Genomic DNA, 22,264 nt, shown 5'->3' with positions numbered 1-22,264 from the left:
CCGGTGCGTGGGGCCTGTCCGGCGGATCACGTGATTACTAGGATGCGACGATGCAGTCTGCAGATCGGGACCAGACGAACGACTACGACAGCTTCGCCGCAACGTACTCAGCGGAGAACGAGAGCAGCCTCGTAAACGCGTACTACGAGCGGCCCGCAATGTTGGCCCTGGCCGGAGACGTGACGGGCCGTCGGATCCTGGACGCTGGCTGCGGCTCGGGCCCCCTGTCCTCTGCACTACGCGACCGCGGTGCCGTCGTCACCGGCATCGACGTCAGCGCCGGGATGCTGGCGCTGGCGAGGCGGCGGCTCGGCGACGATGTAGCCCTCCACGTGGTCGACCTACGCGACCGTTTGCCGTTCGCCGACGGGACGTTCGACGACGTGGTCGCGTCGCTGGTGCTGCACTACCTGGAGGACTGGGGGCCGACGCTGGCCGAGTTGCGGCGGGTACTCCGGTCCAGCGGCCGGCTAATCGCGTCGGTGAGCCACCCTTTCACGGCGTACGCACACCGGGATCCCCGACCCGACTACCACGCGACCACCAGCTATACCTTCGACTGGACTCTCAACGGGCATTCCGTCCCGATGGAGTTGTGGCGCAGGCCGTTGCACGCGATGACCGATGCCTTCACCACCGCCGGCTTCCGTCTTTGCGTCATCAGCGAGCCGCAGCCCGAACCGGCCGCCCGTGAGCTGTTCCCGGACGGCTTCCAGGACCTGTCGGCCAATCCCAACTTCCTGTTCTTTGTCGTCGAGGTACCGCCGTCGGCTACCGGCTCAGGCAGCTAGCCAGTCGCGGATCACGAGCGAAGCCAGAATCCTGCCCCAGTAGTGTGGCTTCGCATGACCGACTCCGAGATCGAGATCACCGCAGACCTGGTTCGCGACCTGCTGCATGAGCAACATCCAGACCTTGCAGGGCTGGCCATCCGCGAGGTGGCGGGCGGCTGGGGCAACCAAATGTGGCGTCTTGGGGACGAGTTGGCCGTGCGCATGCAGCGCATGGACCCCACCCCGGAGCTCCAGCTCAAGGAGCGGCGGTGGCTACCCGTGCTGGCTCCGCGCCTTCCGCTCCCGGTGCCGACTCCGGTGCGGTTCGGCGAACCGTCCGAGAGCTTCCCCAAGCACTGGACCGTGATGACGTGGGTTCCCGGCGAGCCGCTGGACCACGGCTCGATCAGCCGCGGCGACCACGCGGCCGACACGCTGGCGGGCTTCCTCCGGGCGCTCCATGTGGAGGCGCCCGCCGAGGCGCCGATCAGCTCGGACTTCGGCGCCCACCCCAAGAAGTGCACGGACGGCTTCGACCACTTCTTCCACTCCGTCGTCCCCAACGACCTCGCCGACGATGTCCGGGCCGTCTGGGACGACGCCGTCGCGGCGCCCGAGTGGGAGGGCCCGCCACTCTGGGTGCACGGCGACCTTCATCCCGCGAACGTCGTCGTCTCGGACGGAACGCTCTCGGGCATCGTCGACTTCGGCGCCCTGTTCGCTGGCGATCCGGCGTGGGACCTCGCGGCCGCATGGGTCATCCTTCCCGCGGGCGCCGCCTCACGGTTCTTCAACGTGTACGCGCAGGCAGACGAGGGGACGATCCGGCGCGCCCGCGGGCTGGCCGCTCTGAAAAGCCTGTTCCTCATGCTCATGGGCCAGAACGGAGACCGGGGCCTTCCCGGCGGCAAGCCGACATGGGGCCCCGCAGGCCGGGCAGCACTCGATCGTGTTCTAAAGGGCGGTTCGGTGTAGGCACGGAGCGACGATCCTCCTCCGACAGTCTCGGGGCGCAGCTGGGCGACCGCGGCCTCAAGCAGCGGGCCATCGCGGTATGCCTGGCGGATCCGGCCTCGGCCGCCGTGGCAGACCTCACGGGCGAATCGGTGGCAGGATCTCTCACCCGGAGCCTGCCGGATCCGGCAGGCTCCGCTCGTTCACGCCGTCCTGTTCCGTGCGCGGTCTGCGTATCGGGAGCACATGCGCTCGTCGGGATCCGCGAGAGCGAGGCCCGCGCCATGCTCACCGACCCCGACCGCTAGTACGTGGAAGGACCTGGCGCACCCAGCCTCCAGACGCTCGTCGCCCAGGCCGCCCTCATCCGTGCCGCCCAGCACCACGGTGTCCGCCGGGCGGTGACCTTCCACCACAAGGTGGCCGACGCCGCCGAGTTCCCCCGTACCCTGCCCGCGGCCGTCCGCCGCCTCGCCCCCCGGCTGCCGGTCCCGGACACCGCCCACGTGCACGGAGGAATGGACCACGGCCTGCGCGACGAGATCCTCGACAGCCTGCGCAACCCGCACCCCGGCACCTGGTCGACCGTCTCCAACGCCCGCTGCCTGGGCGAAGGCACCGACATCCCCGCGATCGACGCCGTCCTGTTCGCCCACCCCAAAACCAGCGGCGTCGATATCGTCCAGGCCGTCGGCCGCGCCCTGCGCCCCCACCCTGACGCCCCCGGCGACTCCACCGTGATCGTGCCGATCATCGTCCCCGAGGAAGACGGCGAGATCGGCGACCTGGACGCCGGCGCCTACACCACCCTCTGGCAGATCGTCCGCGCCCTGCGCGCCCACGACGAACCGCTCGGTATCGCCCTCGACACCAGCCGCGCCCACCTGCACTCCACCGACGACCCCCCACTCCCGGCGAAGATCACCGTGGAACTCCCGGCCGGAGCTGCCGACCGGCTGCTCGCCCAGGTGCAGCTGCTGATGGTCCGCCAGGTCACCTCCCCCTGGTGGGAGGGATACGGCCACGCCACCACCTACCGAGAACAGCACAACCACCTCGACGTCCCCGCCGAGCACGTCACCGACACCGGCCACCGGCTCGGCCGGTGGATCCTCAACGCCCGCAAGCACCACCGCAAGGGCTGGATGCCCGCCGACCGCATCACCGCCCTGGACCGGCTCGGCATGATCTGGGACCCCGACCAGCACCGCTTCGAAACCGCCCTCACCTATCACGCCGCCCACGGCCACCTCGCCGTCCCCCAGGCCCACCGAACCGACGACGGCTACCCCCTCGGCACCCGCATCAACGTGCTGCGCCGCACCTACGCCCAGGGCCGGCTCACGCAGGAGCGGATCGACGCACTCGACGAGCTCGGCATGGTCTGGCACACACGCGACCAGGCCAACGAGCAGCTCATCCGGCACGCCCGCGCCTACCATTCCGCCCACGGGCACCTCCGCGTACCCCACGACCACGTGACCGAGGACGGCTACCCGCTCGGCAGCACCCTCAAGATCCGCCGCAGCCGCTACGCACACGGAGACGTCCACGCCGACGTCGTCCAGGCCCTGGACGAGCTCGGCATGATCTGGGACCTCCGGCAGGCCCGCTTCGCCGACGGACTCGCCGCCTGCCACCGTTACCGCGAACGCCATGGCGACCTGCGTGTTCCCGTCACCTTCATTGACCCCGAGGGCTACAACCTCGGTGACTTCATCGCCTACCAACGAGCCCTCCACGCCGGCACCGTCCGGGACCGCGCCGGACGTACCCGCACGCTGCTGCCCCGAACGCCGGGCCGCCCTCGATGAGCTCGGCATGCTCTGGACTGTTGCCTCCACCGGCCGCCCGCCCACGGACGCCGAGCTCGCTGCCCTGCGCGCCCTGCCCCACCAGCGCGGAAACCCGCCCGCCGGAGCTCTGCTCGCCCTGGTTGACGTGGGGGTCGAGCAGAAGGCACTGGCCCCATGCGCTGGGCACCACCACCAGCTCACTGAGCCAGTGCCACAAGCGCGCCCGCGAAAACCCTTCGGACGCCGGGCCTTTCGCCTCGGGTCTTGCCGCTGCCCGCATTTATCACGATCACCACGGCCACCTGAGCCCCTCCGAGACCTCCGACGGCGCAGACGCCAAAGCCCTCAGTATCTGGCTCACCAAACAGCGCCGCGCCCGCCGCGTGCGCTTGATGGCCACCGGCCTGTCCAACCCGGAGATCGCGGAGTCGCTCACGGTGAGCCTGGAGACGATGAAGCCCCACGTCGGGAACGTGCTGACCAGGCTCGGCGCGCAGAACCGGACCCACGCGGTGGTGATCGCGTACGAAACCGGCCTGGTCGTGCCCGGGGCGCGGGCTGACGCGACATCAGGTGGCCTGACCCGGCCTCCCTGTGCCGCTGAACCAGCGTCCGGGGCAGGCCACGCGCTGGACGCCTCCCGACCCCAAGGCAGGCCCAGCTATGGGAGCTTGGGGAGTTACCCGCCCTCGCGGCGGGAGCAGTCGGCCGCGTAGGAGTTTCGGGAGGCACCGCCGATGGCCCGGCCCTCCTCGACACCACCCTGTGCAAGCAGTGAGCGCACAGGTCGGCCCGGCTATGCGGTGTTTCCGTCTCCGCGCGGGTCGCCGGTTGCCGTGCGGGCGGTGACCAGCCCCGATTCGTAGGCCGCGATGACCGCCTGGGCGCGGTCACGGACGTCGAGCTTGCCGAAGATGCTGGTGATGTAGTTTTTGACCGTGGAGACGCTGATGTGCAGGTCGTGGGCGATCTCGGCGTTGTCGAGACCGGTGGCCATCAGACGCCACACCTCGACCTCCCGGGGTGTGAGTTCGCCCAGGTCGGTGGGGAGTGGCCGCGACGCGCTGTGAGGGGCCCGTACGTAGGTGGAGATCAGCCGGGTGAGCAGACGCGGCGCGACGACGGCCTCGCCTGCGTGGACGGTGCGGATCGCCGCGCTTAGGTCCTCCGGCGAGCTGTCTTTGGGCAGGAACCCGCAGGCTCCGGCGCGCAGGGCACCCACGACGTACTCGTCCATGTCGAAGGTGCTGAGGGCCAGGACCCGGCAGCCGGGCACGGTGGCGGCGAGTTCCCCGGTCGCGCCGACACCGTCGAGGACGGGCATCCGGATGTCCATCACCACGACGTCGGGGCGCAGCCGGCGGGCGAGGGCGACAGCCTGCGCGCCGTCCTCGGCCTCTCCCACGACCTCGAAGGACGGGTCGGGGGAGAGGATCAGCGACAGGCCGCGCCGGACCAGCGGCTGGTCGTCCGCAATCAGCACTCTGATCCTCGATGTGTTCGGCCGGGTCCCGGTCATCGGTGTGCCCCATCGTGCTGGACGGCTGCTTCGGCCGCCTCGTCCGTGGTCAGCGGCAGGTCGGCAACCACCGCGAACCCACCGTCGGCCTGCGGGCCGACGGCGAGGGTGCCGCCGTGCAGGGCGACGCGCTCGCGCATGCCGATCAGGCCGTAACCGCCCGAACCCACCGACGACGCCCCCTCCTGCGGCGGTGTGCTCCCACCGTCGTCCCGCACTTCGACGGTGACCCGATCCTGGCGATACGTCAGCCGTACGGACGCGTGGGCAGTCCCCGCGTACTTGCGGGCGTTGGTGAGGGCTTCCTGGGTGACCCTGAACACCGTGAGGCCGACGGTCGGCGGCAGTGGGCGCTGCGGCCCGTGGACGCTGAACTCGGCCGGCAGTCCGGCAAGGCGGGATTCGGCCACCAGACGGTCGAGGTCGTCGACGCCCGGCTGGGGCTGCGACGGCGCGGACTCCGGTTCGTCACCGGCCCGCAGCACATCGAGGAGCTGGCGCATCTCGCGCAGGGCGAGCCGCCCGGAGGATTCCAGGGTGACCAGGGCGTCCCGGACCACCTCCGGTCGGGCGAGGTTGGCCCGGGCTCCGCCGGCCATCAGCTGCATGGTGGTGATGTGGTGGGCCACGATGTCGTGCAGCTCCCGTGCGATGCGCCGACGTTCGTCGGCCACCGCCCGGTCGGCGAGAAGTCTGCGGTTCGCCGCCACCTCCCGCTGCCAGCGGTTGACCGCCATGGCGGTGCCGACGACGATCAGGGCGGAGAGGGGCGTGAAAGCGGCGTCCTGCCAGGGCGGAATCCGGCCATGGCTCTGGCTCAGCAACGTCAGCGACACCGTCGCGACGGCCGCGACCGCTGTCACCCGGCCGGTGCAGGCCCTGGCGACTGAGTACAGGGCGACCAGCAGGACGGCACCGAAGTGTCTGGGCAGCGGCGCGGTCAGGGTGGCTGTCGTGTCGAGTGCCAGTACGGCAGCGAGCGCCACCACCGGGTGACTGCGCCGGACGAGCAGCGGCAGGGCTGCCAGCGCGACGAGGAGGAACCCGGCCACGCTCACGGCGTATCGGCCGCCGGGGTCGTCGAAGAACACGTAACTGAGCAGGTTCATCGCGCAGGCCCCGCCAGTCACGAGCGCGTCGTTGCGGGACCACGGCGGCCCGGCGCTGTCGATGTGCAGCGGCTCCCGGGCATCGCCGGGCCCGATGTGTCGGCGCCTGCGCATGTCTGTTCTCCCTGTGTCCGGCCCTACGGCCTCCGGTACAGAGTTGCACAGCAGCTGCAGCTCGCGGCCCGCGACCAGGATGGGGACCAGGACCTGGGTCCTGGTACCTGGCCGGGGCAGGACCCAGGGCCCCGGCCCGGATCATCCGCTGCCAGGACGCTTCCCGGCCCCTCGGGGTGATGGTCTGGATACCGGCCGGGAGCCCCCGGCAGACGTCCGCATGCAAGTCCGTCCGCCGGAGGACATCGTGATCCGCGCCCTGACCGGATACTCCACCAGACACCCGTGGAAAGTCATCGCCCTCTGGGCGGTGCTGGGTGTCGTGCTGAGCGCCTTGGCCCCGACACTGATCGGCCGCGTCACCCAGAACCAGACCGGGGATTTCCTGCCCAAGAGCTACGACTCGGCCGCCGCCCTGGAGATCGCCGAGGAACAGTTCGGGGTGAACCCCGACGCCACCACCGTGACGATGCTGGTCGCCCGGTCCGACGGCAAGGCTCTCGGCGCCGCCGACCAGAAGCGGGTCGAGGCCGAGGCGGCGAAGCTGGCGCAGCGCCGGGTGATCATGCCCAGGGAGGACGACAGACCGAAATTCCTGGTCCCGGACCGCTCCCAGACACCCCGGATAGCCCCGGCGATGGTGGCACCCGACCGGAGTTTCGAACTGCTCTCCGTCGAGCTGATCGGGAACCGTACGGACAAGGGGGTCCAGGGCGTCTACCGGGCCTTCCGGGACGCCGCCCGGACGCAGTTCTCCGAGGCGGGGATGCGCACCGGCTTCACCGGAAGTCTCGCCGACACCGTCGACACCACCGATTCCCACGAGACCGCCGCGAAGGTCGGGGGCGCCCTCCTCATGGGGCTCATCCTGCTGATCAACGTGCTGGTGTTCCGCAGCGTGCTGGCGGCCCTGCTGCCGCTGGTCGCGGTCGCCATGATCATCGGCGTGGCGGGGGGAGCCGTCGCGGGTGCCGCGATACTCACCGGGCGCAAGCTCGACGCGGGCACCCCTGATCTGATCAGCGTGGTCCTGCTCGGCATCGGTATCGACTACCTGCTGTTCCTGCTGTTCCGCTTCCGCGAGCAACTGCGCGCCCGGCCGGAGCAGTCCGCCCGCGAGGCGGCCGGGCAGGTCTCGGGACGGGTGGGCACCGCGATCACCTCGGCGGCGCTGACCATCGTGGCCGGGTTCGCCACGCTGGGCGTGGCGACCTTCGGCCAGTTCCGCTCGCTGGGCCCCGCCATCGCCGTCGCGGTCCTGGTGATGCTGCTCGGCAGCCTCACCCTGCTGCCGGCGCTGCTCGCGGCCGCCGGGCGCAAGATGTTCTGGCCCTCCAAAGCCCTTGGCCACGAGCCCGACGAGGGCCGTGCCGCCCGCTTCGCGGCGCAGGTCGCACGACGACCGATGACAATGACGTTCGCCTCCGTCGCCCTGCTTGCCGCGCTTGCCGCCGGACTGATCGGGATCCGCATGGACTACGGCCAGGACAACGCCGCTGCCAAGACCCCTGCGGCGGCCACCGAGACCGAGATATCCCGTGCGCTGCCGGCCGGAGTGTCGGACCCGACGAGCGTCTTCGTCACCGCCACTGACGGCGGCACCCTCACCGCAGGCCGGCTCGACGGCCTCTCCCGTGCTCTCACCCAAGTCAGGGGCGTGGGCCAGGTCGCACCGACCGTCCTGAACAAGGACCACCGCGCCGCCCGGATCGACCTCTACCCGACCGCGGACCCGCAGAGCCAGCAGGCCCGCGACCTGGCCTCCGGACCCGTACGGGCAGCGGTCGCCCAGCACACACCCGCCGGAACGACGGCACACGTGGGCGGAACGGCGGCGATCTACGCCGACATCTCCACCGCCGTCGACCACGACCTGAAGATCGTGTTCCCGGTCGCGGCCGCACTGATCGCGCTGATCCTCCTGCTGCTCCTGCGCAGCCTGCTCGCACCGGTGATCCTGATGCTCTCCGTCGGGCTCGGCTTCGCCGCCACCCTCGGCGCCGCCACCCTGCTCTTCCAGCACGTCCTCGGCAAGCCGGGCGTCAACTTCTCCCTCCCGCTCGTGCTGTTTCTGTTCGTCGTGGCACTGGGCACCGACTACAACATCCTGATCAGCGACCGGATCCGGGAGGAAATGCAGCGACCGGGCCCGGCCTGCGCCGCCGTGGCCCGCGCGGTGCAGCACACGACACCGGCCATCGCGACCGCAGGCCTGGTCCTTGCCGGCTCCTTCGCCACCCTCGCCACGACCCCGGGCAACGAGCAGATCGCCTTCGCGATGACGCTCGGAATCCTGCTCTCCGCGCTCGTCCTCTCGCTGGTGCTGGTCCCCGCCCTCACCGCACTCCTCGGACGGAGCATCTGGTGGCCGGTCTGCCCACGGCCCACCAAGGGCGGCCACCCGCAGCACCGTGCGAACGCACCTGCCTCGGAACCCGACCGGGTCATGATGGCGGACTGACCGAACGGCTCAGGTGACCCGTGAGCACCTCACCTCTCCGGTGCGGCCTCGCATGGTTGAGCGCGCGCACCCGTGACAGCCACCAGATGTTTCAAGAGCCGTCAGAAACACCCTTGAAGCCCGCTGGAAATCGCGCCCGGCCCAGACAGGTTCGCCCCGATCGATATTCATCCGCACTGTGCTGATGCGGGCCCCCGAACCCGGACACTGGGTCGGAAAGTCGCTCGCGGGCCCGCTCAAGATGGGTGTGGCTCCTCTTGAAGGAAGTTCCTGATCAAGGAATGTGTGCTCACCTGGGCTGAAGCCCGGCTTGCTTGGAGCAGGTCCGGTCGTTGGCAGGTAGCCGGCCGGTGGCCAGGTACTGGTTGACCTTGTTGTCGACGCATACGTTCTCGTACAGTCCGTAGATCGCGTGCCGGTTCGCACCCTTGAGGGTGATCAGCTTGGAGCTCGGCAGCAGGCCGTGCAGGGCAACGGCACCCTTGTGGGCGGTGCGGGTGTCGCCGGTGGCGGACACGATCAGCGCCTTGGTGTCGTGCTTCACCTGGGTGGGCTTCTCGCGGGGCCGGTTCCAGAAGGCGCACGGGCCGATGTTGTTGGCCAGCGCGCCGAAGCGCGGGTACGCGGCGCGGCTGCGCTCGATGGCCCGCCAGTAGACCTCGGGGTCGCGCGGGGCCGCCACGTCCCCGCAGATGACCGCGGACTGCACACTGCCGTGGTGTGACTGCTCGCCGGTCAGTGCGAACCGCAGCAGCCCGGCGAACTGCGGTGACAGCCGGGTCGGCTGCCCGGCCGCGGCCTCGTTCAGCACGGACACCTGCTCGCCGAGGGCCGCGCGGGACGCGTCGGTGTCGCTGTCGAGGCCGGCGAGCAGGAGGAACGGGGTCTGGGTGTCGTCAAGTTGGAAGGCATCCGGGGCGCTGCCGACGGTCAGCGGTGCGCGCGCGGATGCCCTGATGACGCGGTCGATGGTGGCAAGGACCTGGGCGCGGGTGCGGCCGAGGCCGTAGGTGTCGTTGCGGGCGGCAGCCCAAGAGGCCCAGTCGGCGAGCGCCTGCTCGTTCTCACCGACGACCTCCCGGAGCAGCCGGGGGGCCGAACTTGCGTGGGTCGATGGCGCCGTCCAGGACCATGCGGTCGGTGCGGCCGGGGAACATCTGGGTGTAGACGGTGCCCAGGTAGGTGCCGTACGAGTAGCCGAAGTAGGAGATCTTCTTCTCGTCGAGCGCGCCGCGGATGACGTCCATGTCGCAGGCCGTGTTGCGGGTGGTGACGTGCGGCAGCACGGAGGCGTTGGTGGCCCGGCACTTGCCGGCCAGGTCCTTCTGGAGGGCGACCTGGCGCTCGAAGCTCGCCCGGCTGTGGCCAGCCGAGAAGAGATTGGTGCCGACGGGCAGACCGCAGTCCAGCGGGGTCCCCGCCGCCACCTCATGGCCGCACCCGACTACCGCGCCGAAATGACCGTCCGCTTCACCATCTGGGAGCAGATCACCGGCGCCACCGGCCTGCCCACCACACCCTGAGCACACAGCCGGAACCCGACCGCACCACACCCTGTCACGCCGTCAGACACCCACCCAACAACGTGACAGTGCCTCGTGCTGTACGCCCGGTCCGGCAGGGTCGTCACCCAGCACTGGATGGACCTGGCCGTCGCCGGCATGGATTCTCTACGGGTTCACTGACTGTGGTGTGACGTCGTGCTCCGCCTCCTCGTTGAGGGTGTCACGACGGTTCTCTGGGGGTGTGGCTCTGCGGTGGATCGTTGCGATCGACTCGTGGAGTGGGAGTACGAATGCGTGCGTTCCTTAGACCGGTATCGACCGGGCGAGCGATGAGGAGATCGTCGCGATGTTCCTGGCCTGCCGGTCGGCCCGGGACCGGCTGACGCTGCTTCTGCTGTCCCGTGTCGGGCTCCGGCCGGGTCAGGCAGCGGGGCTTCGCCGGACCGATCCGCACCTGATGATGGATTCGCGTTCGCTGGGCTGCGATATCGAGGGCGCCCACATGCATGTCGTCCGTCGGCAGAACGAGAACGGTGCCTGGTCGAAGTCGAGGAAGTCGTGGGTCATGCCGGTGGACTTCCTCGTGGTGCAGGCATTCGACCAGTACGTCCTGGAGCACAACGAGTTGTTGGGACCGGCGGGCAGTGACTTTCTCCTCGTCAACCTTTTCCGCCCGCCCTTCGGTACCCCCCGTCACAACGGGTGCGCTCGGGGAGATGTGCGAGTCGTTGTCCCGGCGGGCCGGTCTCGGACGGCTGATCACCCCGCGCATGTGCCGTCACGCTATGGCCAGCAATGTCGCGGATGCCGGAGGCAAGCTGGACGAGGTCCAGGCCCTGTTGGGCCAGAAGCATCCTGAGTCGGCCCGCCCCTACCTGCATCCGATCCGGTCCCGTCTGCGGGACGCCGTAGAACGGGTCTCCTCGCCGCGGCTCTCCTCCGGCACGGAGGCACAGCTGTGACCGTTGCCGTGCAGGAAATCGGCGCTGCCGAACCGCAGGGCCCCCGGCTCAGGCGGGTGCTGGCGGCGATCGAGCCGTCGTTCTTGGAGCTGATGCAGTGGGACCAGACCGCTCGCAGACTGATCTTCCCCGTGGATCACGTCCAGCTCGGCGGGGAATCCTGCCGGGTCCGGGGCTGCCGCAAGACGTCGTTCAAGTTCGCGATGGCTCACCAGTTGTGCGACACGTGCAACGAACACTGGCTGCGGTCCGGACAGTCCGTGGACGACTTCTTGGCTACGGCGACACGCACCTGGCGCTACATCGGTAAGGACGCCTGCCGGGTTTCGGCCTGCCCGAGGCCGTGCAAGAGCAATCGAGAGCCGTTCTGCTACGCACATCTGCATCAACAGCGGGTCAGCGGACTATCCGTGGAACAGTTCGTCCGCCGGCCCGGCGTGGTCGCGCTACCGTCGTTCGGGATCTGCCAGGTCCGTTCGTGCGACCGGCAGAAGGACTACGAGCGCACGTCCTACTGCATGGCGCACCGTAACCGGCGAGCCACCGAACGACGTAGCGGTAGCCGCGTCGATGAGGAGACGTGGAAGGGTACGGCCAGCCCGGTCACTATCACCGGTGAGATCAGTCTGCTCGGCCTGCCCGAGCTGCTGGCCGCGGAAGTCGTCTTCGGCCTGCAGGAGCGCAATCGCTCCGGGGCGAAGACCAAGGACCACAGCCTCAGACCGCTGGTCAACACCGCGCGGCGCCAGCAGGCCGGTTCGCTGGCTGAGATTGATCTCACCGGCCTCACGCGTCTGCAGCACCAGCTCGTCGCCACGTTCTCAGCCAGCATCGACAGGATCGGCGCCTCGCCGGAGACCGAGCGCTTCAAGGACGCCTGGGACCTGTCGGTGTTCGGGCTCGGCGGCTCGCTGAGGTTCACCGGCATCAGCCAGCCCTGGCTGCGCGAGGCCGCCAAGGAGTGGGCCGTCCAGGACCTCCTTCTGCATCGCGGCCCCCGTGTGTACAGCACCGTCCAAGGCGGCCTGCGGAGCTTGGGCAAGCTCTCCGAGAGCCTGTGGCTACACCGGGACGACCACGGCATCGATCCCAGCCGGCTCGGACGGCCGGACATTGTGGCCTTCCTGCACCGGGCGGCGTTCCTGCAGGACGAGGGCGACCTGTCGGTCGACGGGCGCCACAAGCTCGTCACGAAGTGCCGCCAGGTCCTGCGGCGCATGCGCTCGCTCGGACTGTCCGGCCCCGGCCGGCCCTTGGCCGGACTTCCGAACGACTTCGTCTTCAGGGACGAGGACATCCCCGATGAGCCGGAGGATTCCGAAGCCGGCAAGGACCTGCCTGCGGAGGTCATGCAGCAGCTGTGCTCGCATCTTGATGCCCTCGACGCCATCGCGCCGCCGTTCGTCAGGACCGCGGTGGAACTCATCATCGACACCGGCCGACGGCCGCAGGAGATCAGCCGCCTCCCGTGGGACTGCCTGACCGCGGACGATGACGGGAGCCCCGTTCTTGTCTACGACAACCACAAGTCCCATCGCCGGCAACGCCGTCTGCCCATCGCCGCAGCCACCGCCGCCCTGATCACCAAGCAGCAGAACGTGGTACGCGCACGGTTCCCCGATACCCCGGCCGGGGACCTGGCCCTGCTGCCCACCCAGATGCGCAACCCGCACGGCGCCAAGTCCATCGGGGAGGGGCTGATCTCCGCCTGGCACCGCGCCTGGGTCACCGGGCTCCCCGAATTCCACATCTCCGTCACCGTCGACACCGATGGCCGTCGCGCAACGGAGCAGATCCTGTTCGACAAGGCCAGGATCTTCCTCTACGCCTACCGGCACAGTTATGCCCAGCGCCACGCCGACGCCTGAGTCGCCCCCGACGTCCTCAAAGAACTGATGATGGACCACCGACAGCTCAGCACGACACAGGGGTACTACCGCGTTGGCGAGAAGCGGCGTCGCGAGGCGGTCGAACGGGTCACCGCGATGCAGTTTGACCGGCACGGCAACAGGATCTGGCGCCAGGCCCAGCTCCTCCTGGACTCCGAACATGCCCGCCGCGCAGTCGGCGAAGTCGCTGTGCCCTACGGACTGTGCACGGAACCATCCAACGTGGCCGCCGGCGGCCACGACTGCCCCGTCCGGTTCCGCTGCGTGGGATGCAGCCACTTCCGCACCGACGTCTCCTACCTCCCCGACCTGGAGGCATACCTCGCGGACCTGCTGCGAAGCCGCGAACGCCTCGCCGCGTTCGCCGCAGACGCCTGGGCCACCACCGAGGCGACGCCGTCCGATGAGGAGATCACCCGCGTCCGGCACCTGATCCGACGGGTCCGTGGCGACCTGGACGAGCTCACGGACGAGGACCGCGCCCAAATTCGGGAGGCCGTCGCCGTCGTGCGCCGCACCCGCCGTGTCGTTTCCCTGGGCATGCTCCGCATCGCCCCGAACCTGTCCAAGCTCCGTCCCGAGAGGTCCGCCGGATGACCACCCCCATGGCCGAAGGTAGACGGGCCGACTCGACCCGGCGCCGCGAACGGGTCCTCACCGCCCTCGACAGCGCGGTCAAGGCGGGTGGAGACATCACCGTCTCCGGACTCGCCCGCACCGCACGGGTCGACCGCACCTTCCTCTACCGCCACCGCGACCTGCTCGAACGCATCCACGCCGCCGCCCGCACACCAGCCGCCACAGACGGGCAGATCACGGCAGTGAGCCGGGCATCGCTTCACGCCGACCTGGCCAACTCCCTGGAACGCAACAAACGCCTGGCCGTCCGAGTCCGGCAGTTGGAGACCCGGCTGTCGCAAGCCCTGGGGGAAGCGGTCTGGGCCGAACCAGGTCTCGGAGCAACCCCTGACATTGATCAGCTCCAGCGCCGCATCACCACACTGGAACAGGAGCTCGCAGACAAGCAGGGCACACTCGATGAGCCAACCGAGGAACTCGAAGCGTCCCGGGCAGCCAACCGCGAACTCACCCGAGCCCTGAACCACTGCGGATGATCGGCACCTCCACGGCGGTGACCGCCCGGCTCTCCGCGCTACCGTTCACGCCAGGTGTAGGGGGCGACGGCGGCGGTGTCGATGTCGGTGTCGGGCCAGCGGCGGCGCAGCAGGGCCGCCGTGGACCGGCACCAGGCCGCCAGGTGGGGGAGTACCCGGTGCGCCTCGGCGGTGCGGGCTCCGGATTCCAGCAAGGCCACCATCTGGGTGCGGGAGTCGTTGCCGGGGCTGTGTGCGTCCAGCGTCTTGAGCCGGCCGGTGCGCATCATCACCCAGACCATGGAAGCCGAAGCCAGGCCGAAGCCGAACCGCTGGTCGTCCTCGGCCTCGGGGACCGTCCGGGCAAGGGCTCGGCGGAACGCCTCGACCTGTCCCGGTCCCGATACTCCCAACCAGTTCGGGCCGGGGACGGCGAAGCTGGTCGCGGCGGTGAGGGCATGGCGGAAGCCCGCCCCCTCGAAGTCGATCAGCCGGCCGCCGCCGCTCGGCCCGGTCAGGAAGTTGTGTGACTCGGTGTCGCCGTTGGTCAGGGCCAGGAATGGGCCGGGATCTGCCAGTTCGGCCACGGCCGCTTCCAGATCGCGCTCCGCGGCGGCGGGCAGCGGGACGCCGAAGGCGGCGGCCCGGGCGAGCCCGTTCCGCCAGAGGCCGGTGTAGGCGTGTTCCCAGTCGCCCAGCCGGTCAGCGCCGGTGCCCAGTGCCGTGCGGCGGGCGTTGAACAGCGCGGCGCGGCCAGCGGATGCGGCGGCCAGCTCGCCCATCGAGGAGGCGAAGGCGGTCAGTTCGGCGTCCAGGGCCGGGGTGTGGCCGTCGCGGTGCAGCAGTTCGGCCAGTTCGGTGCGCGGGTACAGGTCCTCCAGCACGAGCAGGCGGGAGTCCGGTGAGGCGGCGTGCAGACCTGGTGCGAGGTCGAGGCGGAGGTCGTCGGCGATGAAGGCGAGCGCGGCGTGCTCGCACCGCGTCAGCTCCTCAGCAGAGCGGAGGCCGTATCCCTCGGGGCGGAGGCATTTCACGATGACCGTTTCGGGGAGTCCGGTCGCCTCCGCCAGGTGGGCGCGCAGCACCCAGGGATGGTGCAGCGGCTCGATGCGCTCGATGGTGGTCCGGGCGCCGACGGAGGCCGTGAGCAGTGCCTCGATCTCGGCGGATGCGGGAAGGGCGACCTCCAGAGGTGAGGGCATCGGCGGATCCTCGCACGGCCGGGCCAAGACCATGCAGAATTCTGCGCCGAGCGGCGTTCCGCCAGCGCAACGCCGTTGTTAAACCCCCCGGCAACTTTCGGCTTCGTCATCCTGCCAGCGAGGACATTGCGACCCCTATCAGGCGCCAGCACCACCCAAACCAGGGATAGCACCACACCTGTTGCACTCGATACGGTGGATGGAAACAGCGCTGATCTGCGCAGACCTACCCCTGCCGAACCCGCGCAACAGTCCGACCCCAAGAGAACATGGAACTGCGCCCCGGCACGGTGCTGGACGGCGAGGCGGTGATCTGGCGGGACGGCCGGTTCGACTTCGCCGCGGCGCAGTCACGGGCCGCGTCATCCGTGACCCGGGCCCGCGCCCTGGCGGCCCGGTACCCGGCCTCCTACATCTTCTGGGACGTCCTGCAGCATCCGGACCTGGGGCGGCTGGCACCATCACGTCACCCTCGTCTCCGTCGCCCATGCCTTCTGCACCCTGCAGCGACTGGCCCGGGCCCCAAAAGACGCGGCACCGGCCTGAGCCTCTACCAAGTCGTCCGCGAGCTACAGATCCTCCTCGCGGTGTGGACCGGTGCCTGCCCCACCTGCCACCGCAACATGCCCACCCCGATACCAACCTGACCAAGCACTACTAGCTTGATCTTTAACCTGTGCGGCGTGGACGTGGGGTCGTTGGCTTCTTCGTTCGTCGCTTTGCGGGGGCCGTTTTGCCGACCGTGTGCACGTCGTGGCGTGGGGTTGGCCGGGTGTTCTTGCGGCCGGGTGGCCGGCCTGGGCCGGGGTGGGAGGATTTCGGTGCTCCGGCGGGACAGGCTGCCTTGGGGCGGAGGTGCCGGTAATCGCGGCGGACTCGTGCGGGGGTGAGTCTGTCGGGCGGGCTCGGTTTCTCCCACGGCCGCCGGAGGTCGGCTGCCAGCGGGCGGGCCAGACGTAGCTGGGTGAAGACGGCGAGGATCAGCCAGGTCCAGCGGTCGGCTGCTTCGGGGGTGCGGATCTTGGGGCAGGTCCAGCCCAGGGTCTGCTTGAAGAGGCGGAAGGTGTGCTCGATGTCGAAGCGCCGCAGGAATGCCTGCCAGAGCAGGTCGACCTGGGTGGCGGTGGCGTCGGTGCCCGACCACCACAGCCACACCGGCTTCGGTGTCGCGCCGCTGGGCAGGTGCTCGACCTGCAGGCGGATCACGGTCCCCTCGATCACCGGCAGGGAGCCCAGCTGGGCGGTCCAGGCCGAGCGGTGGGTCAGTCTCGGGTGGAGCCGGTCCCAGGCCCGTGCGGTGGCGGTGCCGTAGAGACGGGTTGCGGTCACCGTCTGCGCGTCGGGTGTGTTCCAGGTGGTCGGGTCGCCGAAGACGAACTCGCCGCCGTGGCGGGGCGGGCGGCCCCGGGCGCCGGGCTCGCGGGGCGGGACTGCACGGCGCAGGACGCGGTCCGAACGCATCCGGCCCAGCACCTGCACCGGCAGATCCTTCAGCAGGAAGGCCAGCCGTGGCACGTCGTATCCGGCGTCCACCACGATCAGAACGTCCGGATCGCCGTCCTTCCACTGCCCGGCCGCCATCAGCCGCTCGACGAGCTCACGCATCTGCCCGGCCGTGACCGTGGCAGCATCATCCCCGGGGCCAGACGCAGCGCGTCCAGCGGCGCCGTCCACGAACTGCGGCCCGTCTCCAGTGCGCAGATCACCGAGTACGGCCAGCCGGGCACGGGAATGTGCTGGTCCTTGCCCCGCCCGTAGGTGTGACACAGGATCCGCTGCGGTGAGGTGTGCGCGCTGGGCCGCAGCCAGCAGGTGATATCGGCGGCCAGGACCAGCCGGCCGTCCGCCGATCGCGGCAGAGGCACCGCGGTCAGGGCCCGCCGAAGCCGGGCCACATCGACCTCGCCCGCGGCCAGAGCGTCGTAGAGCCCACCATGCCCGCGACGATGCTCGCCCACCAGCGACAGCTCCACCAGCGACCGGACCGGACCATCGGCGCACAACACGGCGTCCGCGAGCTCGAACAACGCATCCGCCCGCCTGGTCAGACAGGAATAGAACTCACCCCGGAAGCGTGACAGTTCCGCAAACGGATCCTGCCGTACGACGCGATGCGACAGACTCATTCCCACGGCCTTCGTGCTGAGTGTTGTGTGTTCCTTGGTCGGATCACATGCTCAGACGAAGGCCGCCTGCACGTACGGCAGTTACCGGTCCGAGTGATCAAGTACGAGGACTCGTTCGGGCCCCGGGGTTAAAGATCAAGCTAGGGCGTGTCTGACAAATGATCACCTGGCTGGTTCGCGGAGCCAGAGGATCAGGGAGGCCAGGACGATTCCGGCGCGGTAGCGATCGGCGAGCTTGTCGAATCTGGTCGAGATCGCGCGGAACTGCTTGAGGCGGGCGAAACATCGTTCGACCACGTTGCGGTCGCGGTAAATCTCCTTGTCGAAGGCGGGCGGGCGGCCGCCGAGGCGCCCTCGGCGTTGGCGGTTGGCCGCCTGGTCACGGCGTTCGGGGATCGTGGCAGCGACTCCGCGGCGCCGCAGCAGGTGGCGGATCGCCCGGCTCGAATAGGCCTTGTCGCCCAGCACGCGCTCCGGCGTCGTGCGCGGGCGCCCCGTGACGACGCGCGGGATACGGATCCCGTCGAGGACCTCGCCGAACGCGGTGGCATCGTTGACGTTCCCGGGCGTGAGCACGATGGACAAGGGCAGGCCCCGGCCGTCGACGGCGAGGTGGACCTTGGTTGTCAGCCCGCCTCGGGACCGGCCGAGGGCCTGGCGCGTCTGCGAGCGGCCCGGATCGTCCAGTTCGTCCGCGTCCGCATCCCCTTTTTGCGGGCGCCGGCAGCGTGCTGGTGGGCACGGTTGACCGTGGAGTCGACCGAGACGGTCCACTCCACCCGGCCCACCGCGTCGTCACGGACCTGCACCTGTTCCAGCAACCTTGCCCACGTGCCGTCCGCCCCCCAGCGGGCGAAACGCTCGTAGACGGTCTGCCACGGCCCGTACCGCTCGGGCAGGTCGCGCCACGGGGCCCCGGTCCGCAGCCGCCACAACACACCGTTGACCACCTGCCGGTGATCACGCCACGGACGGCCACGCCCGTCCACCTGCGGCAACAGCGGATCTATTCGCTCCCACGCCGCGTCCGTCAACTCACCTCGACCTGCCACAAGATCAATTATCAGACAAGCCTTAGCTTGATCTTTAACCCCGGGGCCCGAACGAGTCCTCGTACTTGATCACTCGGACCGGTAACTGCCGTACGTGCAGGCGGCCTTCGTCTGAGCATGTGATCCGACCAAGGAACACACAACACTCAGCACGAAGGCCGTGGGAATGAGTCTGTCGCATCGCGTCGTACGGCAGGATCCGTTTGCGGAACTGTCACGCTTCCGGGGTGAGTTCTATTCCTGTCTGACCAGGCGGGCGGATGCGTTGTTCGAGCTCGCGGACGCCGTGTTGTGCGCCGATGGTCCGGTCCGGTCGCTGGTGGAGCTGTCGCTGGTGGGCGAGCATCGTCGCGGGCATGGTGGGCTCTACGACGCTCTGGCCGCGGGCGAGGTCGATGTGGCCCGGCTTCGGCGGGCCCTGACCGCGGTGCCTCTGCCGCGATCGGCGGACGGCCGGCTGGTCCTGGCCGCCGATATCACCTGCTGGCTGCGGCCCAGCGCGCACACCTCACCGCAGCGGATCCTGTGTCACACCTACGGGCGGGGCAAGGACCAGCACATTCCCGTGCCCGGCTGGCCGTACTCGGTGATCTGCGCACTGGAGACGGGCCGCAGTTCGTGGACGGCGCCGCTGGACGCGCTGCGTCTGGCCCCGGGGGATGATGCTGCCACGGTCACGGCCGGGCAGATGCGTGAGCTCGTCGAGCGGCTGATGGCGGCCGGGCAGTGGAAGGACGGCGATCCGGACGTTCTGATCGTGGTGGACGCCGGATACGACGTGCCACGGCTGGCCTTCCTGCTGAAGGATCTGCCGGTGCAGGTGCTGGGCCGGATGCGTTCGGACCGCGTCCTGCGCCGTGCAGTCCCGCCCCGCGAGCCCGGCGCCCGGGGCCGCCCGCCCCGCCACGGCGGCGAGTTCGTCTTCGGCGACCCGACCACCTGGAACACACCCGACGCGCAGACGGTGACCGCAACCCGTCTCTACGGCACCGCCACCGCACGGGCCTGGGACCGGCTCCACCCGAGACTGACCCACCGCTCGGCCTGGACCGCCCAGCTGGGCTCCCTGCCGGTCATCGAGGGGACCGTGATCCGCCTGCAGGTCGAGCACCTGCCCAGCGGCGCGACACCGAAGCCGGTGTGGCTGTGGTGGTCGGGCACCGACGCCACCGCCACCCAGGTCGACCTGCTCTGGCAGGCATTCCTGCGGCGCTTCGACATCGAGCACACCTTCCGCCTCTTCAAGCAGACCCTGGGCTGGACCTGCCCCAAGATCCGCACCCCCGAAGCAGCCGACCGCTGGACCTGGCTGATCCTCGCCGTCTTCACCCAGCTACGTCTGGCCCGCCCGCTGGCAGCCGACCTCCGGCGGCCGTGGGAGAAACCGAGCCCGCCCGACAGACTCACCCCCGCACGAGTCCGCCGCGATTACCGGCACCTCCGCCCCAAGGCAGCCTGTCCCGCCGGAGCACCGAAATCCTCCCACCCCGGCCCAGGCCGGCCACCCGGCCGCAAGAACACCCGGCCAACCCCACGCCACGACGTGCACACGGTCGGCAAAACGGCCCCCGCAAAGCGACGAACGAAGAAGCCAACGACCCCACGTCCACGCCGCACAGGTTAAAGATCAAGCTAGCAGCTGCCCGGCGGGAACAGATCTCCAGGAATGACGGCTGACTGGACACCGAGGCCGTTTCGGACGGCCCTGCCGTGCCCACACTGCCCCGACCGCACCTCGATTCGCTACGACCCGGGGCGGCGTCGCGCGTGCGACACCGAGTCGCAACAAGACGCCGCCCCGTTGACCACGCCGGACATGAACAGGTCCCGGTACCTGAGGACGTGTCACGCTCTGTGCCCGCCCGACCAGTCATCCGGGCATTGCCCCGACAACCTGAGACAGGTGCCTGCGCTATCTGGGAAAGCTGCAGGCCAGGGCTGAGTTGCGCTGCTAACCCTCCTCTGTTCCAGAGTGCCGTCACATGGCGCACGGCACCCATGCGGCATGGACAAGGAGGAGTTCCATGAGCGAGCGCACGACAGCCCACGAGTCCGGGAAGAGGAAGGAAGGGCCGCGGCCCGAGGTGGAGTTCAGGGCCCGCAGGTTTCACGTGTCAGTGTGAACAAGGTCCCGTGGACGGGCCTCGTCGTGCTGACGGGGGCCGTGGCCGCCAGGGTGGCCGGCAGTCACGTTTGGATGCTCTGACCTGACGGGTGGGGTGGCCCTGCGGAACGTGCGAAGTGACCGCGGGGCCATCCCAGGAGCACCGTCCTGTCAGGGCACTCATGACCGACCGTACGAGCCGCGGTGTTTCACCGCCCGGTGCGGGCGCGGACCTGCATGTGGGACTTGTTGTGGGCCTTTTTCCAGCCGGGCAGGTCTTCGCCTTTGCGGCGGCGGTGGGGCGTCACGAGCCCGGTGCCCGGATAGCCGCCGTCGGCAAACGTCATGGTCTTGCCCACGGCGGCCTTCGCGCCGGACTCCCCGAGGTGACGCGGAGCGCCGGTGAAGTCGGGAGGCCCTGGCGCGGCATTGCTTCAACCGGTACAGCCGGGTACTGTGCCCGCACAGTTCGTCGGCACGTTGCCGCGGACACGGCTGTTGTTGAGGCTGACTGTGCCGCCGGTCCTGAGAATGCCGCCAGCGCCTACGCCGTCTGTGGCCGTGTTGCTATTGACGTTGGACCGGATCAGATCGACGGTGCCGCTGAGATTGACGATCCCACCACCATCACCCGCGCTGTTTTCGTTGATGTTGCTGTTCCGGACCGTCAACTGGCCTCCTGCGTTGGCGATTCCTCCCCCCTGATTTCCGGCGCTGTTTCCGATAACTCGACTGTTGGTGATGGTCCCGACGCCGTCAGCGATGAATCCACCACCCCTCTGTGTAACCGTGTTGTCCGTGATGGTGGTGCGGTCGACGGTGATTGTCGTGTTTGAAAGGCCGCCGATCCCGCCGGAGAAAGCAGCGCTGTTGTTGACGATGTTGCTCCGGTTCACGGTAAGAGAACCTGAGCCGATCACGCCGATGCCCCCGCCGAAGTTCGGACTCTCGCCGGCGGCGTTCCCGTTGGAGACGGTTGCGTTGTTCAGGGTGAGATGGCCTGAGACCGTGAGAATACGGAAGGCTGACGCCCCGGTGTCGCGGGTGATGGTGTCACCATTCGCGTTGATTTTGATGTTTCCAGTCACGTCCGGTAGCCGCATTGTCAGGTTGTACACGCAGTCCGGGGCGAGTGACAGCGTGGCAGACGGTGCGGCGTTGGCCATTGTGATAGCCGTTGACAGGGCACTCTCGTTGCAGGCGACGAACGGGGCCGGCTGCGCGGTCGCCGGAAATGCAGGCGCACCGACGGCGATGGCGATGCCCATGCTGGCGACCTGAGCGACGCGCCTGATTGACGTGCGAACAGACATGATGTCCCTTCGGTTCATAGGGGAGCCTGTGCCCTAAGGCACTTTTTTGAGAAAGTACGGCACCGGCGGAAGGGATAGGCTCATATGCGCATGCGGAAAGAACTGTGGTCCACCTAATCAGCCGAGCATGAGTGATTCGAAGCTTCGCGAATTGGCTGCGGGATTGACGCTGGGGTGGTGATCCCCAGGTCCGCGGCATCCATCCCGGCCTCCAACTCGTCTCCTGGCCCGTTCAACGACGGCCGGCCGCATGGGTTAGGGGCCCTGTCCGGCCGCGGCGGCCGTGAGGAC

17 protein-coding genes and 3 pseudogenes are annotated in these 22,264 nt (G+C 69.3%); 11 read left to right on the top strand and 9 right to left on the bottom strand.

Translation table 11 applies throughout. The features are described from left to right. The first annotated feature begins 50 nt into the window (after positions 1–50). The 4 genes and pseudogenes from OHA19_RS41075 to OHA19_RS41060 form a co-directional block, all read left to right on the top strand. A complete protein-coding gene (locus OHA19_RS41075; RefSeq protein WP_331754300.1) occupies positions 51–791 on the top strand; it encodes a class I SAM-dependent methyltransferase in 741 nt (246 codons plus the stop codon). 54 nt (positions 792–845) lie between these two features. Then, positions 846–1,748: an aminoglycoside phosphotransferase family protein gene (locus tag OHA19_RS41070; RefSeq protein ID WP_331754297.1), complete on the top strand. Its 903-nt coding sequence runs from the start codon at positions 846–848 to the stop codon at positions 1,746–1,748. Between the two features lie 290 nt (positions 1,749–2,038). Continuing rightward, positions 2,039–3,541 carry a Helicase associated domain protein gene (locus tag OHA19_RS41065; RefSeq protein WP_331750123.1) on the top strand — a complete coding sequence of 501 codons (1,503 nt, stop codon included), beginning with the start codon at positions 2,039–2,041 and terminating at the stop codon, positions 3,539–3,541. A 365-nt stretch (positions 3,542–3,906) separates the two neighbouring features. Next, a pseudogene (locus OHA19_RS41060) lies at positions 3,907–4,074 on the top strand (response regulator transcription factor); the annotation flags it as partial. A 245-nt stretch (positions 4,075–4,319) separates the two neighbouring features. Here the strand turns inward: OHA19_RS41060 and OHA19_RS41055 are convergent. Further along, complete coding sequence (locus tag OHA19_RS41055; RefSeq protein WP_331750125.1) at positions 4,320–5,042, bottom strand: response regulator transcription factor; 723 nt, start codon at positions 5,040–5,042, stop codon at positions 4,320–4,322. Beyond that, a complete protein-coding gene (locus tag OHA19_RS41050) occupies positions 5,039–6,265 on the bottom strand; it encodes a sensor histidine kinase (protein ID WP_331754293.1) in 1,227 nt (408 codons plus the stop codon). The genes OHA19_RS41055 and OHA19_RS41050 overlap by 4 nt, the downstream gene beginning before the upstream one ends. Before the next feature lie 247 nt (positions 6,266–6,512). Between OHA19_RS41050 and OHA19_RS41045 the strand changes: the two genes are divergently transcribed. Continuing rightward, positions 6,513–8,726, top strand: coding sequence for an MMPL family transporter (locus tag OHA19_RS41045; protein ID WP_331754703.1), 2,214 nt, complete (start codon positions 6,513–6,515; stop codon positions 8,724–8,726). Positions 8,727–9,015: 289 nt separating this feature from the next. Here OHA19_RS41045 and OHA19_RS41040 read toward each other — a convergent pair whose 3' ends face one another. Together OHA19_RS41040 and OHA19_RS41035 are read right to left on the bottom strand one after the other, a co-directional pair. Next, the gene (locus OHA19_RS41040) at positions 9,016–9,537 is read right to left on the bottom strand and encodes an alpha/beta hydrolase (RefSeq protein WP_405753455.1); all 522 of its coding nucleotides are present in this window, start codon (positions 9,535–9,537) and stop codon (positions 9,016–9,018) included. A 253-nt stretch (positions 9,538–9,790) separates the two neighbouring features. Beyond that, complete coding sequence (locus OHA19_RS41035) at positions 9,791–10,153, bottom strand: alpha/beta fold hydrolase (RefSeq protein ID WP_405753454.1); 363 nt, start codon at positions 10,151–10,153, stop codon at positions 9,791–9,793. An 863-nt stretch (positions 10,154–11,016) separates the two neighbouring features. Between OHA19_RS41035 and OHA19_RS41030 the strand changes: the two genes are divergently transcribed. Genes OHA19_RS41030 through OHA19_RS41015 form a run of 4 tightly spaced genes read left to right on the top strand, consistent with a single transcriptional unit; the run spans position 11,017 to position 14,197 of the window. Next, entirely contained in the window at positions 11,017–11,193 is a 177-nt protein-coding gene (locus OHA19_RS41030; protein WP_405753453.1) for a hypothetical protein, read from the top strand. Next, entirely contained in the window at positions 11,190–13,061 is a 1,872-nt protein-coding gene (locus OHA19_RS41025; RefSeq protein WP_331754288.1) for a hypothetical protein, read from the top strand. Before OHA19_RS41030 ends, OHA19_RS41025 begins: the two co-directional genes overlap by 4 nt. Positions 13,062–13,091: 30 nt before the next feature. Further along, the gene (locus OHA19_RS41020; RefSeq protein WP_331754285.1) at positions 13,092–13,679 is read left to right on the top strand and encodes a hypothetical protein; all 588 of its coding nucleotides are present in this window, start codon (positions 13,092–13,094) and stop codon (positions 13,677–13,679) included. An 8-nt stretch (positions 13,680–13,687) separates the two neighbouring features. Next, positions 13,688–14,197, top strand: a complete 510-nt coding sequence (locus OHA19_RS41015; RefSeq protein WP_405753452.1) for a DUF6262 family protein — start codon at positions 13,688–13,690, stop codon at positions 14,195–14,197. Positions 14,198–14,235: 38 nt separating this feature from the next. Here the strand turns inward: OHA19_RS41015 and OHA19_RS41010 are convergent, their stop codons facing one another. Beyond that, on the bottom strand, positions 14,236–15,378 hold the full coding sequence (locus OHA19_RS41010) for a hypothetical protein (RefSeq protein WP_331754279.1): 1,143 nt from the start codon (positions 15,376–15,378) through the stop codon (positions 14,236–14,238). 269 nt (positions 15,379–15,647) lie between these two features. On the opposite strand from OHA19_RS41010, the gene OHA19_RS41005 reads away from it, so the two are divergent. Then, a complete protein-coding gene (locus OHA19_RS41005; protein WP_331754277.1) occupies positions 15,648–16,025 on the top strand; it encodes a hypothetical protein in 378 nt (125 codons plus the stop codon). Positions 16,026–16,047: 22 nt separating this feature from the next. Here OHA19_RS41005 and OHA19_RS41000 read toward each other — a convergent pair. Both OHA19_RS41000 and OHA19_RS40995 read right to left on the bottom strand, forming a co-directional pair. Beyond that, positions 16,048–17,504, bottom strand: a pseudogene (locus tag OHA19_RS41000) (NF041680 family putative transposase). Between the two features lie 162 nt (positions 17,505–17,666). Next, positions 17,667–18,556, bottom strand: a protein-coding gene (locus OHA19_RS40995) for an IS5 family transposase (RefSeq protein ID WP_405753451.1) whose coding sequence is annotated in 2 segments (ribosomal slippage) — positions 17,667–18,208 and positions 18,208–18,556 — 891 coding nt in all. Because the reading frame shifts where the segments join, the coding sequence is not laid out codon by codon here. Positions 18,557–18,722: 166 nt separating this feature from the next. Here OHA19_RS40995 and OHA19_RS40990 point away from each other — a divergent pair. Then, positions 18,723–20,180, top strand: a complete 1,458-nt coding sequence (locus OHA19_RS40990) for an NF041680 family putative transposase (RefSeq protein WP_331749007.1) — start codon at positions 18,723–18,725, stop codon at positions 20,178–20,180. Between the two features lie 701 nt (positions 20,181–20,881). Here OHA19_RS40990 and OHA19_RS40985 read toward each other — a convergent pair. Then, positions 20,882–21,040 (bottom strand): annotated as a pseudogene (locus OHA19_RS40985) (IS5/IS1182 family transposase); the annotation flags it as partial. A 54-nt stretch (positions 21,041–21,094) separates the two neighbouring features. Further along, positions 21,095–21,928 carry a hypothetical protein gene (locus OHA19_RS40980; protein WP_405753449.1) on the bottom strand — a complete coding sequence of 278 codons (834 nt, stop codon included), beginning with the start codon at positions 21,926–21,928 and terminating at the stop codon, positions 21,095–21,097. Positions 21,929–22,264 lie beyond the last annotated feature (336 nt).

The organism is Streptomyces sp. NBC_00012 (assembly GCF_045040875.1).
Lineage (GTDB): Bacteria > Actinomycetota > Actinomycetes > Streptomycetales > Streptomycetaceae > Streptomyces.
Note: the sequence above shows the minus strand (reverse complement) of the source record. Positions and strands in the feature narration are given on the sequence as shown.